This window comes from Bacteroidota bacterium (genome assembly GCA_016713765.1).
Lineage (GTDB): Bacteria > Bacteroidota > Bacteroidia > AKYH767-A > 2013-40CM-41-45 > Pollutiaquabacter > Pollutiaquabacter aromativorans.
Map to the genome: position 1 here is coordinate 1 of JADJON010000001.1, position 13857 is coordinate 13857.

Annotated in this window: 19 protein-coding genes; 1 reads left to right on the top strand and 18 read right to left on the bottom strand. The window is 49.8% G+C overall.

Annotation, left to right across the window (positions count from 1 at the left end; translation table 11 throughout):
* The 17 genes from IPJ96_00005 to IPJ96_00085 form a co-directional block, all read right to left on the bottom strand.
* A partial coding sequence (locus IPJ96_00005; GenBank protein ID MBK7908744.1) for a DUF86 domain-containing protein occupies positions 1 to 378 on the bottom strand: 378 nt, incomplete at its 3' end.
* Positions 362 to 670 carry a nucleotidyltransferase domain-containing protein gene (locus tag IPJ96_00010; GenBank protein ID MBK7908745.1) on the bottom strand — a complete coding sequence of 103 codons (309 nt, stop codon included), beginning with the start codon at positions 668 to 670 and terminating at the stop codon, positions 362 to 364. The genes IPJ96_00005 and IPJ96_00010, both read right to left, overlap by 17 nt.
* A 287-nt stretch (positions 671 to 957) precedes the next feature.
* Positions 958 to 1260: a hypothetical protein gene (locus tag IPJ96_00015; GenBank protein MBK7908746.1), complete on the bottom strand. Its 303-nt coding sequence runs from the start codon at positions 1258 to 1260 to the stop codon at positions 958 to 960.
* 101 nt (positions 1261 to 1361) lie between these two features.
* Entirely contained in the window at positions 1362 to 1727 is a 366-nt protein-coding gene (locus IPJ96_00020) for a DUF2200 domain-containing protein (protein MBK7908747.1), read from the bottom strand.
* A 123-nt stretch (positions 1728 to 1850) separates the two neighbouring features.
* Positions 1851 to 2321, bottom strand: a complete 471-nt coding sequence (locus tag IPJ96_00025; GenBank protein MBK7908748.1) for a hypothetical protein — start codon at positions 2319 to 2321, stop codon at positions 1851 to 1853.
* A 16-nt stretch (positions 2322 to 2337) separates the two neighbouring features.
* Positions 2338 to 2763 carry a DUF1801 domain-containing protein gene (locus tag IPJ96_00030; GenBank protein MBK7908749.1) on the bottom strand — a complete coding sequence of 142 codons (426 nt, stop codon included), beginning with the start codon at positions 2761 to 2763 and terminating at the stop codon, positions 2338 to 2340.
* A 39-nt stretch (positions 2764 to 2802) separates the two neighbouring features.
* Positions 2803 to 3222 carry a VOC family protein gene (locus IPJ96_00035; GenBank protein ID MBK7908750.1) on the bottom strand — a complete coding sequence of 140 codons (420 nt, stop codon included), beginning with the start codon at positions 3220 to 3222 and terminating at the stop codon, positions 2803 to 2805.
* A gap of 138 nt (positions 3223 to 3360) precedes the next feature.
* Entirely contained in the window at positions 3361 to 3585 is a 225-nt protein-coding gene (locus tag IPJ96_00040; protein MBK7908751.1) for a helix-turn-helix transcriptional regulator, read from the bottom strand.
* A 3-nt stretch (positions 3586 to 3588) separates the two neighbouring features.
* Positions 3589 to 4125: a DUF2975 domain-containing protein gene (locus tag IPJ96_00045; GenBank protein ID MBK7908752.1), complete on the bottom strand. Its 537-nt coding sequence runs from the start codon at positions 4123 to 4125 to the stop codon at positions 3589 to 3591.
* 188 nt (positions 4126 to 4313) lie between these two features.
* Positions 4314 to 5216 carry a T9SS type A sorting domain-containing protein gene (locus IPJ96_00050; protein ID MBK7908753.1) on the bottom strand — a complete coding sequence of 301 codons (903 nt, stop codon included), beginning with the start codon at positions 5214 to 5216 and terminating at the stop codon, positions 4314 to 4316.
* A gap of 330 nt (positions 5217 to 5546) precedes the next feature.
* The gene (locus IPJ96_00055) at positions 5547 to 5834 is read right to left on the bottom strand and encodes a DUF1905 domain-containing protein (GenBank protein MBK7908754.1); all 288 of its coding nucleotides are present in this window, start codon (positions 5832 to 5834) and stop codon (positions 5547 to 5549) included.
* Between the two features lie 82 nt (positions 5835 to 5916).
* The gene (locus IPJ96_00060) at positions 5917 to 6453 is read right to left on the bottom strand and encodes a GNAT family N-acetyltransferase (GenBank protein MBK7908755.1); all 537 of its coding nucleotides are present in this window, start codon (positions 6451 to 6453) and stop codon (positions 5917 to 5919) included.
* 139 nt (positions 6454 to 6592) lie between these two features.
* Positions 6593 to 7141, bottom strand: coding sequence for a dihydrofolate reductase family protein (locus IPJ96_00065; protein ID MBK7908756.1), 549 nt, complete (start codon positions 7139 to 7141; stop codon positions 6593 to 6595).
* A 132-nt stretch (positions 7142 to 7273) separates the two neighbouring features.
* Positions 7274 to 7714: a DUF1801 domain-containing protein gene (locus IPJ96_00070; GenBank protein ID MBK7908757.1), complete on the bottom strand. Its 441-nt coding sequence runs from the start codon at positions 7712 to 7714 to the stop codon at positions 7274 to 7276.
* Between the two features lie 229 nt (positions 7715 to 7943).
* On the bottom strand, positions 7944 to 9008 hold the full coding sequence (locus tag IPJ96_00075; protein MBK7908758.1) for a hypothetical protein: 1065 nt from the start codon (positions 9006 to 9008) through the stop codon (positions 7944 to 7946).
* Positions 9009 to 9219: 211 nt separating this feature from the next.
* Entirely contained in the window at positions 9220 to 9678 is a 459-nt protein-coding gene (locus tag IPJ96_00080; protein ID MBK7908759.1) for an SRPBCC domain-containing protein, read from the bottom strand.
* Positions 9679 to 10110: 432 nt separating this feature from the next.
* On the bottom strand, positions 10111 to 11742 hold the full coding sequence (locus tag IPJ96_00085) for a carboxypeptidase-like regulatory domain-containing protein (protein MBK7908760.1): 1632 nt from the start codon (positions 11740 to 11742) through the stop codon (positions 10111 to 10113).
* A gap of 277 nt (positions 11743 to 12019) precedes the next feature.
* Between IPJ96_00085 and IPJ96_00090 the strand changes: the two genes are divergently transcribed.
* The gene (locus IPJ96_00090) at positions 12020 to 12895 is read left to right on the top strand and encodes a class I SAM-dependent methyltransferase (protein ID MBK7908761.1); all 876 of its coding nucleotides are present in this window, start codon (positions 12020 to 12022) and stop codon (positions 12893 to 12895) included.
* A gap of 211 nt (positions 12896 to 13106) precedes the next feature.
* On the opposite strand, the gene IPJ96_00095 is transcribed toward IPJ96_00090, so the two are convergent.
* Positions 13107 to 13802 carry a hypothetical protein gene (locus IPJ96_00095; GenBank protein ID MBK7908762.1) on the bottom strand — a complete coding sequence of 232 codons (696 nt, stop codon included), beginning with the start codon at positions 13800 to 13802 and terminating at the stop codon, positions 13107 to 13109.
* Positions 13803 to 13857: the final 55 nt, after the last annotated feature.

A 13857-nucleotide genomic window follows, 5' to 3' on the forward strand; every position in this document is an offset into this window, starting at 1 on the left:
TAACCGGAAGAACCAAACAGATGTTCGCGATCTTCCCGACCTAGCTAGGAGGCAAAGCAATTGTACTTCTCTTTTGAGAAGAGGTAAATCACGAATGACAATAGACCACAAAATTTCAGCCGATACACTATCATAGCCGTGCGATATGCGATTTCGTGTATCAACGATCTTTCGTGCGCTGGAAATCGAAATCTCGGGACGGACTCTCAGGATCCGGCTCATCGATTCGCCCATAATCTCAATATTTCGTTCGATAGCACGCCTGGTTCTCAGGTCTTCTTGAAAGGTTAAGAAGTTCTTTTCTACAGGAAGAAACGCTTCGATCTCCCCGATGGCGTTCAAAATATCAGCCAACCAAGCGTTAATTTCCTCTTCCATATACCAGAACTTTGGTCTGATCAATGCGCTGCTTAATAAACTGATTGCTTAGTGCCTTCATCTCCAGCAAATCAATCGGCCTATCAAAAAGTTGCTGTAAATTGAACTTTAAAGCAAAATAATTATCAGAGTAAATGATTGGATCAGAACTTTCAAAATCGACAAGAAAATCTACATCACTTCCGGCTTTTAGGTCGTTTCTCACTGCTGAGCCAAATGCAAACAGATACCGGACGTGATACTGGTCACACAAAGCACGAATTTGAGATATGTTCTGCGAAATCAAGTCCATTGCTCCTGCAAGATAATGAACTATCAGCATTCAAGCATTTGCTTCCATGATGTTGCGGCAAGCGATTCTATCCATCAGATCCGAACTGTCGGATTGGTATAAAAAATCGAGCGATTCGTACTCCAAGTACGGCACCCCAATTCATTCGACATTAAGGCGACACTTACTGTCAATATTCGTACGCGGATCGAACCGGAAATCAATAAATCGTGCTTCCTTTTGCTTTCCCTCCACCTCGACGGCAGCGCGACCCATCTCCTTGTCGCTGCTGTCGAATACCCGTGCGGTCAGCGCTCCGGAAAATCCTGGTTGAAGATCACGTATTGCGACAAGAGGTTGTCGGTTCCGAGGCTGTCGCTCGAAACCGTGGATTTTCCCAGTTCAATGCCCTTGCTCTTCAGACTTTCCGATAATTCGACTTTCACGTCGAACGCCTTCTGAACGCCCTTCGAAGCGCCTTCGATAAATTCGCCTGCCGTCTGCCCGGCCACATCACCGGCCTGGTTGATCTTTTCCTTGATGGTGGAAGAGTTGCAGGCGAACAGTGAGAAGGCAATCGCAAATAAGAGGAACCTCGTGTGTTTCATCATACCATTAGCGACTTGAAAGTTCAGATTATTTGACTCGTTCGTGCCAAGTCCCGGAACGAAAGTTATTCATTTATGGAAACTGTGCCCGACGAAGGCCAGGTTCAAGCCTTCCGCAGTATCTTCTCCATCGTCCTGCCTTTCGCCAATTCATCCACCAATTTGTCGAGATAACGGACCTGACGGATCAACGGATCCCCGATCTCCTCGATCCGGTAGCCGCAAATGAGGCCGGTGATCAGATGAGCATTGGGGTGCAGCCTGGCTTGTTGGAAGAACGCCTCAAATGTAAGCTTGTCGTGTATCACCGCATCCAACCGCTTTCCATCATAACCGGTCAGCCAGTTGATGACCTCCCGAAGTTCCGCTTCCGTCCTGCCTTTCCTGGTTACTTTCTGAAGATACAACGGATAGACCGACGCGAAAGTCATCGTGGCGATGCGCTGACGCTGTTTCTCGTTTTGTTGCATAAATTACGCTAACGAATTACTAAGTTAAGGGCAGGATCTGGATTGAAAAAGCGGCGCGCGCTTGCAGTTACTATTTCCAATCTGCGGGATATGATCTCCATGGCTGTGTTCCGAATCGAAAAGCTATTCCCGAACAACAAAAACATTCGAGTTAAGAATCGAACTGCTGCTCCTTACCTCGATCTGGTATCGCCCGCGCTTTTCGATCGCGGGAATGGACCAGGTTCCACCTTCCTTGAAATTCGCGTACCGGACCTTGCACTGGCAACGCGGGGCGGTCGGGGCTTCCGAGTGATTCAGAAATACGGTCCGGCTTCGAGATCCACGGCCCTTGCCCAGGCGGTAAACGACATAATAGAAATCACGGTCGCTGCAGGAACACGACATGGTCGGGATCATGCGGCTCGCTCCCGGGGGCGCTTCCTTACTCAGGTGGACGGTAAACGCGATCGGCTCCGTGCTGGTATACACCTGCTTTCCCGTCAAAAGCGAATCAATGGGCATCCTGCCTTCAGCAAAGTGCGGGAGGATGACGAGGCTCCAGAGCAACAAGCGTAGTGGAAGCCGTAACAGCCTGATGCTCGTTCGTTTCATGCTGACATCTTTCAACCTAGTTACCATTCTCCATACCGAACCGAATCGCCTTTTCCAATACGTCCAATTTGATATCGCTGATCGTTTTGAACTTGATGCAATAACCGGTCACACTGGCCTTGCCGATCGTCTTTCCGTAAGCCTTCGCGAGATGCCCTTTATCCGCAATGCCGAGCAGGTAAACCGAAATCCCCGTCTTGTTGCCACTGATCCCGATCCGGAACCATTCCCGCGTCTTGCCATTCGCATAGCGCAATACCTGCGTGCCGTACCCGATGGTCGGATTGGCGACGATTTTTCCCTGTTCGTCCTTTCCGTCGTAATACCACAACTTGCAGCCTGGATCTACCGATAACACCAACTCATGCAGAGTCGACAGCTCACTCCGCTTCGGTTCGGGATGGGTAGCGATGTGGCGGGTTATTTCCTGTTGTGCTTTCATGCTGATTAGTCCGGCTGCGACGCGCCAGCTGTTACTTGCTCAGCGTTCCGTCTCCACGATCCACTCAATGCCGTACTTATCCCGGAACATACCGAAATAAGTTCCCCAGGGACTTTCGCCGATCGGGGCCTCGACAGTTCCTCCCTGGGATAGTCCGTGATACAAGCGGTCCGCCTCTTCCCGGCTCACGGCGCGGACCGAGATCTTGGAGCGATTTTCCTGCTCATTCACGCGTCCGAGGAAGGAAGGAACGTCGTTTCCGATCAGCATACCTGTGCCGACCGGCAAGGCGATGTGGAGGAGCTTGTCGGCGTCTTCGTCCGCTATCGGAACATCCGGTCCCGCCAATTCCTTCAGGTACAGGATCCGGCTGAACTCACCACCGAAGACCGAACGATAGAACTCAAAAGCTTCCCGTGCGTTGCCGTTGAAGTTGATGTGGGGATGGAGTGTGGCCATATCACCGAAGGTCGGGTATTACCGGCGATTTCCATTGGACCAATTGTTAAAGCGGTACTTGCAAGTATTCGGATGAATGACTGCCCATCCTTCCGGATTGAAACAAGAAAATACCAGCAGGCCGTTGCAACAGCTGACTTACTCGATCTCCCCTTCCCGGTCGGCGACATATTCGAGCAGATCGCCCGGTTGGCAATTCAGCGCCTTGCAGATCGCTTCCAGCGTGCTGAAGCGGACAGCCTTGGCTTTTCCGGTCTTGAGGATGGAAAGGTTCGAGAGCGTCAGGTCGACTTTTTCCGACAGTTCGTTCAGCGACATCTTTCGCTTCGCCATCATGACATCCAGGTTTACGACGATCGCCATGGCTTATACGGTTAGATCGTTTTCGCTTTGAATGTCCACGCCGCGTTTGAAGATGGCGGCGATGATGTAGATCACCGCGCCCATCAGCACAAAGGCCTGACTGTCCTCCCAGAACTGGTGCAGCCCGTCGGTGATCAGTCCGTGTTGCTGAAGATTCCTGGCAAACTGCCGGGCGATATAACTCAAAAAACCGACCGACAAGGTGAAATAACTGATCCGCAGGATCTGACTGGAAACAAAAAGGTCGAAGGGTTTCGACAGGTTCATGGTATGCATCAGGCGGATGACAATGTAGAAGAGGAAGGACTTCAGCAGCGCTATCGACAGGATCAGCGAGTAGATCCCGAAGAAAGATGCCCTGCTTTGCGTCAGCATCTCGCGCAGGTCCAGCTTCTGGTAAAGGTTCACCACGAAGTCGGGCCGGTACAGGTGAAAGAAGAAATTGACGACCAGCCCACCGGCCTCAATGCTCAAGCCGACGAAGATGAGCCAGGCGATAATGTATAACGCCTTGAATACGAGGGAATTTGTCTTAGACATGCCGCTTTATGATTATAAATGCTGCGGCAAATATAATAAATATTTATTGTTTGTCAATAAATATATGTGTTTTATCGAAAAACTCAAATTTCAACGCAATACCGTTTAGCTCTGGGGAATGTGGCCTAATTTACTGAATGTCATGCATATATAATGATTGTTCAGCGCAACGATTCCAATTGGCCTTTTCAATGCTGAACCAGGAAGCGCTTCACTGCAAATATTCGATTGTCGGAATATTTCAACCAGTAAACACCATCAGGAAGGTGCCGTGTTTCCAGGCCTTCTTCCGAAAAATTCCGGCTCTCGTAAACCAGTTCGCTGTTAAAATTGAAGACTTGAACAGATCGCGCGCCCGTCCCTCTCTCACATCGCAAACTCAACCATTCATTGGTCGGGTTGGGATAAATGGATACCCGGTCATCGTCTCGTATGAAAGGAACCCCTTCGATCCAATCCTCGAAAACCAGATCGTCAAAGATCAAACCGTCTTTGTTTGTCTGAATACTATCGCTGATGAATGTAAATCGAAAAAGGATCGTATCGTTGAGCTGTACATTGAATAACGGTCCGAGTGGCGACAGCCAGGTAGAAAAGTACTGCCAGCCGTTTGAATTCCCGCTTAGCACCGGTACCGTTGACCACCACTGATAGTACGCGGAATATAAGGTATCGTTGATCAAATCAATCCAGGTAGTTCCATTGTCGGGAGAAAGTTCGATCGTACCAAAATCGGTCAGCGTATCGGAATGCACCTGATAGTATCCGGATAACATTACTGTATGGGGATACAGCCAACCGTACCCGCTCGCAATATTCACCACGGTAAAACTGCTGGTGTCGTTTACCGGGTAGGGCTGAACAGTGTCGGTGACAATGACCCTGGGAGGTGACTGGGCTGAAGTGAAGACAGCCTTTTGCGGACTGCCAACTTGCCACAGGCCATTCCGATTCGATATTGAATCCATTCGCAAGTGGGGCAGTGTGGCAGTGTCTTCAAATGTGAGTACATAGTAGTCATCGCCCAACCATTGGCTATGCGAAATGACCGTAAACAATACGAACCAAAGCGTAAGTTGAAGCCTTCTCATGGTCTGTTTAGTTTCTTGTTTGTACAAAAAAGCCAGTCCCTGGCAGAGCATTACCCTGAACCGTTAAGGTAAGGTAATTTCCTTCCCTTCCTGCAAGTTATCTCCTGCTTCAGTGTCCGTTCCCTACAACACAATCGGGCTTGCTAAGCTTTTTTTTAGCCCATGACGAACACGAAAATCAAAGCCAGCGCCCAAGAAATAAAGCAGCGACTCCAGAGACCAGCATTTAATTAGAAATTCGGTGGTTGGGTATAAAAACAGCGGTTTCAGTGGCTCTGACAAACATGAAGTATCCGGCTTTCGGAGGCCACAACCACTATCAAAGAGGATTCACAACCACAGGATCGTGCTGAAACTTTTGTCGACGATGAGCCCTTCCGACTTCCGAACCTCTCCCTTTACAGGCAGCAAATAGGTGTCCTGCTTTGTATCGAACCAGATCGCCGTCTTCCATTCGCTTTGTCCGATCCGTGCGGTAGCCGGCAACCGGCCCCATCCCTGCTCTTCCGATCGTAACAGCTTGCGGATCTCCTTCGACATCTTCTTCGGGAGCGAAACAAAATGCCAGCCGCCAGCTCCGGCATACTGCCAAAGCGGGGCGGTGAATTCATACCGGATGCCTTTCACGAACACTTCAGCAAGGTAGAAAAGAAGTTGTTGTTGAATCTGGAGAAACGCCACCAAACGGACCGGTCATTCTTTACTGCGGTTCTTTGGTTAAGTCCAACTCCATAAATAACAGATAGGCTTTAAAGGCCTCCGGAATTTCCACTTCCGGATAGGCATCAATATCACGGAAGCCAACACTTCTATACAGTGCATGCGCAGCTTCCATGAACCGGGGACTGTCGAGCCGGACCGTTTTGTATCCGATCATTCTTGCCTCTGTCAAGAGTCCTTCCAGTATGGCTCTGCCGGCCCCTATTCGTCTGAGGCCCGGATCCACGAACATTCGTTTGATTTCACCGACATCCGCGCTGATGCTCTTCAAGCTTCCAAGTCCACAAACCCTGCCTTCATGTACTGCCAACAGCAGTTGACCGTGCGGTGGCTGGAACTTACTGATCTGACGTATATCCTGTTCCACGGTCTCCGCAGGATGATGCGGATGAACACCATAGAGTTCCTGCATTTTATTGTTACCCCAACTCAGGTAGTCCATCCACAATTTTCTGACGGATTCCAAGTCGTCCGGAAGCTTCGCGCTTCGTACAGTCACCTTCGGATATGTGTTCATTGGATGTAGCTCTTGTCCGATTCTTCAAATTGTGAATCTATGCAATGTGCGTAATGAGCACTCTAAACCGGTTTCATTTTATACGTTTCGATTAGCGCTTGACCTTTCCTACCGGAACCAGTCTAAGCTCCATTACACCTCACGATGCTTCCAGCTTGTAGTATAGCACAATAGCACCGCCGTCAAACCGCTTTGTGTTGACCAGCCGAAGGATGATCCGGTCCATGTCTTTAAACAGCGACATTCCCTTACCGGCAACGACCGGGTGAATGCACAACTGCAATTCGTCTATCAGCCGCAGCTTCATCAACTGTTGGATCAGACTTCGACTTCCGATGAGGATATCCCTTCCCGGTTGCTGCCGGAGACGCTCGACGGTTTCTTTCAGTTCAAGTTCAGCCAGGCCGGCACTCTTCCAATCCACCTCCTTCAAGCTCCGGGAGAACACGATCTTGGGAATCCGGTCGATCGCGGCCGCGAACGCATCCATCGTCCGCTCGCCGGAAGGTTTTTCCAAAAATGTCCGCCAGTATTCCATCAACTGATAGGTCGTTCGGCCGTAGAGGATGACATCGCTGCGGTCCAACAGATCCGTATAATGCTGATGCACCTCCTCATCCGGCAGTCCCGCCGTATGGTCACAGTTCCCATCGAGGGTCATGTTGAAGGCAGCGACAACTTTTCTCATATGTCAACTTGGTTTTCGAGTTGCTCTGGTTAGATTTCATGATGCGCAATAGGGTAGGCTATAACGCCTGCGCGGCTTACAGGCTGCAAGACCCGGGATCGTATCATGAATCACCCGCCATACTACCCGTTTTCACTTCTTCGCAATCTTGGAAATCGTCTTGCCAACTGATTTCGTCGGCTTTTCCATATCCTTGATGGCAAAGTCGATGGCTGTTTTGATCAGGGCTTTCACTTTCGGATTCCGGTAATCACCTGGTTTCTTCACATCGATGTGCCGGATCAGATTTCCGGTGCCCGTCAGGAGCTGATGCGGATCCTTCAACAGCGTCCCCTTGTTGAAACCAAGGTTCAGGTGCTTGGTATAGATCGGCAACATGCAAAAAGCGTCCGACAACTTTTCCGAAATGGAGAAAACCGCTGTCAGGGCGTGTGTATGATACAGGAGTTCATTCGAGTCCGGATACAGTTCCAGGATATACTCCCGAAGATCGGTAAACAAGTCGATCACTTCCTTGTCTTTGAACTTGAGGAAATGCTGGAAGTCCGGGTGTATCGGTCGTGTGGCTTTCATCTTATTGATTGGTCATCTTGCATGCCAGTTTCCGCTTGCAACGTAGTTCTTGATGCAGGGTGCGGTAACTGAACATCTCCGAAGTCCAGTGATACTTTGGGATGAAATCAGAACATCTTCAACTTGCTGGTGCGTGATTGAAATTTCATTACCATATGGTGCACTCCTGTCGTGATGATTCGTCGGATCATATATCCAATCCAATCGAGCGACTTTCCGCATTTCCAGTTCATCGTAGAAATCTCTCAAAGCCCACGCCATTGAACTTATAGACACCGTGACCCTGTGTACCCAGCCAGATGTCTCCTCGTCTGTCTTTATAAACAGAGAATAAGGTGATCTCCTCCGTCCCATCCAGCACCTGGTACTGTGTAGCGGTCTTGCCATCGTATCGCCAAGCCCCGTCGCGGTAAGTGGCCATCCACAAGTCTCCATTGTCAGTCTGTGTGATGGAAAGAAAATAAATATGATCCCTCCCGTCAGCCGTCCTGATGCCATCAATCCCATTTTCTTTTTTATAGTGAAGGACAGCTAAACTATCCCCCTTATCATTGTCCGAAGAGAATGTGTAACGGTACCGGCTGTTACATATCCAAAACTTTCCCGCTACGTCTTCCAAGATGGAACGGATCCCAAACGAACCGCCCTCCGGTGTATAGGTTAATTGATCTTCATACATCCAGCGAAGGGATTTCCCATCGTACCGACAGATCCCAAAGTTACCCGTTCCGAACCAGATGACTCCACGATGGTCCTTATAGATTGAATAGATCTCATAAGGGCTCCAGCTCACATTCGGGAATCTCCGGTAGTAGTCGTCTTCGCGTTCGTGTTTCGGGAATTCCAGGCTGTACAACTGCTCGCCATCGTAGCGGTACGGTCCCTTCTCCCCATCCTTGCCAAGAATCCCAAACCAGAGATCTTCGGGTTGCAGCTTCCACTGCCGGGCCGATTCGGTATTCTCACTTTTCTCCAGTGTAGTGAAGGCCTTCCCGTTGAATTTACTGATCCCACTCAATGTTGTAAAAAACAGATTGCCGTTCTTATCTTCCTGAATGCCCCGGATACGGTTACCGGCCAATCCCTGCTTCGTGGTGTAATTCAGGATCGTTTTGCCATCATACCGATAGACCCCGCTCGTATCACTCCCGAACCAGTAGTCTCCATTCACTGCCTGAAAGACATACCAGATACTGTTGCCCAATCCGGAAACCGTATCCGCAATGGCGATTTCAAGCGCCTGTTCGCTTTCCCGGGTGTCGTTTCCCGCCTTACAAGAACTTAACAGGGCCATTACGCCAAAAATCACTCCTGCGATTGATCTCATGGGAATCAGCATCTCAAACTGGTTAAATACAATGGTCCGCGGCAAGCTGTCAGCCGTACGTTGATCGAACGGGAAGCGGATCCGGTGCTGCGTGATCGAAATCAATCAATGCGCTTTCGGACCGGAACTGCCAATGCGTCGGAGTCGTGGTTTCCAACTCTTCCGCTATCACATCGGTTCACGCTTCACAGATCTCCCGCAATTTGTCGAGGGCTTTGGGATAGGTTTGGCTCATGTACTCTGAAAAATCATCGTTCGTGTCGAGCTCAACCGTGACGGTCGTGGCCCCATCGGATTCTACAAACGAATAGTTCTCGAATCCGTTCGCCCACTTTTCCACATCCGGCCCTTCCGTGATCTCTGCATCCGCTCTCACGAGTCCGTAGTGCCGGATCGATACAAACCGTCCCGGAACATTATCCGCTATCTCCGAAACCAGGCCGCCTCTTTCGCCTTTTTCGTCAGTACCCACGAAATAGATCTTGCTGCCCTTTTGCCAATTTCCCTCATAAGTGGAAGTCGGATTGAACAGAGCGGTCCATTGCTCGTAGGTCAGCTTACTGCTGATACCCAGCATCCGGTCATAGACTCTCTCGGCCGGCGCTTTAATGCTTACGTTGAATTGCAATTTTTTCATGGCTATAGATTGACAAATTTACTTACGCATATCTATGAACGCTCATCGGGCATGCAAGGCCTGAATTAAAACTCAAGGTATGATAAAAGCGCGCATCCTGGTAAAATGAAAGTTCCTGCCCGACCTCCTATAAGTCCGGGGTTTGATTCCCGTTCACTAAAGTGTTGACTATTAAACGGAATGACAAAACTCCAAAGTGCTTCCTATGCAGGTTTGCTCATCTTACCATATGGCTGGCCATTAAATTCTTTTGCTCTGCGCCTGCTGGATGCAGGAATTATTTCCTGCCGGTAATTGTGTCCAAATCACTTCCGGTTTCATCGGTTCGAATAGGACAGTTGTATAAACCCGATTGAACTCCCGACTTGTCGGTATCGAGACGCCTGATGCAAAACCCAAAGAACCGAAGTTCGTATTTTCTCAACCAAAGCACTAACGCATTTCTCTCACCGCTCTGGTAAACGATGGAAGCGCCGTTTCCATATGACCGAAGGTCGGAAACACTTCGCTGCTCAGCCGGATGTTTGCCTGTCTGCCCTCGGAAAGCAACGCCGTGAGGGAATGGAAATTGTCGATTCCTTTCGTACCGATTCCTCCGTCTTCTTGATCTTCATTGCCTCCGTAGGTCACCAACACATTTTTCGGATAGCCGGATGCATCCGTAATTTGCTCGAACTGCTTCAGCAAATACCGGTGCGCATAATCGAGCGATGGGCTGGCGGAAACGAAGGTTTCAAACGCATGACTGTTCCGCTGAAATGTCTCCAGCAACGTAAACAAAACGAAGTAGCCGCCGAACGAATGTCCCATGAGCGATTCATTCGTGGTATCCGTTGGATACGTCGCATTCACATACGGCATCAACTCCGTTTCCATGAACTTTAAGAACCCGATCGCACCGCCGCTGTCTGATACTCCTTCCCAGTTGCCGGACTTTGGAAAAAGATAATCCCGGTCACGCAGCGAATCCATGAGCAGGGCATCCTTGTAACCGACACCCACCAGGATGGCGTTCGCGTTGGTTTCCGCCATGGCATCGGCAACCTGGTCAAAATACGCGTTCGCATCCAAGAGGTAGATGACCGGAAAGGTCCGGCCTTTCCCTTTGGTGTATTCCTTTGGCAAGCGAACGAAAATCGAAAACGAATCGCGCACCGATTCGGAATAGAGGACGGTTGTCGGGCTTGTTTCGATGTCTTCTTCCGGCTCCGCCTGTTGCTTGCCTTTCTTATCCGCCACAAGCGCGGTGACAAAGAGGCGATAATGATGCGGTGGCACACTCCAGGCACCCTGGCTGCTCGTCCTGAGGAAACTTTTCGCGGAACCACCGAGCTTGACTTCGTAGTAAATGGGATCGCTTTTCCTGCCGGTCGGGATAAACTCAAGGGCAACTATGAACCTGCCCTTCAGATAAACATCGTAAGCCGTCAGGTCGAATTTCAACCAGCCCTCCTGAATGCTCTTCTTTTGTACGATACTCTTCTCCAGGATCCGTTCGGTGGGCCGGCTGCCATCATACCCGTAAAAGTTGATCCTGAACGTACCGCTGTCGCGACGCGCCTGATTGATGTGCAGGTTCACCGAGGTGATCCTGGAAAGGACAGTATCCAGTTTGATCAATTGCGCTATTTCGAAAATATCCCGTTGCTGGGTGCTGCCGTCTGTAAAGTGAAGCAGGGCTTTGCTGTTCCTGATACCAAAACTCCGTTCGACCAGCTTGCTGGTAGTGATTGTAACCGGTTTCAATCCAGTTGTCCGTTGCTTCAACTTAAAAGTCTGTTGATGAACACGGCTACTATCCTGAAGCGGCAGACTCCATTTCTCATATCCCACCATGGAAAAGGTCAGCGTGTCCTGCTCGTACTGCAAGGGGATGTGAATCGAAAATGATCCGTCGGACAGCGTCGCTGTTCCGATGTTCTTGTCCCTGATACCGATGTTTACAAAAGGCAAAGCCGTCTGCGTGACGGAATCCAGCACGACGCCTGATACGCTTATCTGCGCGAAGGCGGGGGAACACACTCCGCAAATAAAAAGTAACAAGACGGCTGCCTGAGGTTTCATGCACGAGGATTGAGGTAGTCGATTATCGGCTGTTGCACCCGCATGCGGATACGAAGCTCGCATTCACCTGCTCGCATACCTCACCAGGAATACATCCCAAAATAAGAATTTCCTCGCCATGGCCGCTGTTCTCCTTACACGAAGCTGTTGATGGACAAACCCGGATTCAGTACCTTGTCTGCTGGATAGCTTGAGCCGTACGTTCCGCCGACCAGCGTGCTCCTACGCGTCAGCGCATCCAGGGAAAGCATGGAAGCGCTAAGAAAATGACCTGTACATGAACGATAAGACCTTGTCTGATACAGCCTACGAGTTCCCGTGCAACCTTTGCAGCTCGACATCCCATCGTTTGCTTTTTGTCAAGAAGAACTTCCCGATCGTAAAATGTCTTTCCTGCGGCCTGGTGTCGACGGTATTGCCCGCCGATTTCAACCCGCTCACCATTTACGACGAAACCTATTTCAAGGGTGGTCAGGTCGACGGCTATGGCGATTATGAATCTTCCGAGACCATCCTGCGGGCTGAGTTCAGAAAGATCGTCCGCGAGATCCTGAAGTACATTCCTCAACCGCAGGGAAAAAAACTACTGGAGCTGGGAAGCGCCTATGGCTATTTTTTGAGTGAGGCCTCGGCTTACTTTACCTGCTACGGGGTGGAAGTCAGTACGGCCGGTGTCCAGAAATCCGAAGCGCTTGGTTTGCGGGTATTCGAGGGAGCGTTGACCGAGGACGTTCTCCGCGAAACCGGAAAAGTTGATGTTGTGGTCATGCTCGATGTCATCGAACACCTGACGGATCCGATGGGGACACTCGAGCTGGCATATTCTGCTCTGAATCCCGGCGGCGTGATTTTGATCGTTACGGGCGATCATGGATCCCTGCTCAGCAGGGTGATGAAAGCAAATTGGCGGCTGATGACGCCCCCGCAGCACACCTTTTTCTTTTCCTCGAAAACGCTTCCGGCCATGGTCGCGAAGGCGGGCTTTACAGTACGATCGGTTTCAGCACCCTGGAAGATCGTACCACTGGGATTAGCGTTCTATCAGGTAGGCAGAAGGACCGGACTGCGCATCCGGGCGTTGGAAAACTTCAATAGTTTTGGCATCCCGATCAATCTCTTTGATACCGTGCGCGTCATCGCGGTGAAGTCATGAGGTCGGTGAATTTTCATGACCGCCGAAATTGCGCAACTGCAGCAACGAACATTCAATAAAATTGCTCCGGTCTTTTAATCTACGAAGCCCATCAGCTGCAGAGCAAGAAACAGAATTCGTGGCGGCAGGGGACTTTCTTTACTCAGCGTCTTGTCTGGCGCAAATCATTCCGCACCTCCTTTGTGGTGGAAAGATTCCGCCGCGGGGGGAATCAGTCACCAAAATACCGGATACCGATTGAAACGAAATACGTTCTGAGCAGATCGTATTTGCCCTCGCAGAACTGTCCGGTGCTTTCCTTAGGAAGGCTGGTTTTGACCTGACTGCATTCCAGACATAGTTCTATGTAGGAAATTACTTTTTCCGATTTGTCCAGAAACACAATTGCGTGTCTTGGGTAATAGCAACCCACGGTCGTCTCCGAAAACAAATTGGTCTCTTTTGAATAGTTGTAGTTGAATAAAATGTCAGAAAGTCTGTTTATTTCATTGGTGGATAAGACCACAGCCTCCCTGGTCTTAGCATGAACGATGGTATCCTGATCGATTGGCGCCCTGCCCAACTTCGAATCGAAGGAAATGACCTCCATACTGACGGCTTTATCAAACGGGTAAGTGGATCTCCGCTCCGAATCCGTCAGTTTCCCGTTGTGATAGCACTTCTGGTCAGCGTGAAAGTCTTTTTCTGTTGGGGGTGGAAGTGGCTTATTGGTTATCGTTGATTTGCAACCACTGATAACTGTTAGAAGAAGAATGAAAACAACAATGAAAAGTGTGCATTGCTTCATTGGCGTGTCCTCTTTAAATGCGCTTTCTCGAATCGGGCCGGAGAATTTCATCCCGACCTTTCCACAGCACCGTGACTGATTGTCACCCTTCACATGGTTCTTCGTAATCTTGAACTGCACACTAATATAAGCACAGCTGTTCCAATCTCCAATGGGCGAACAGACCGGCTAAAAT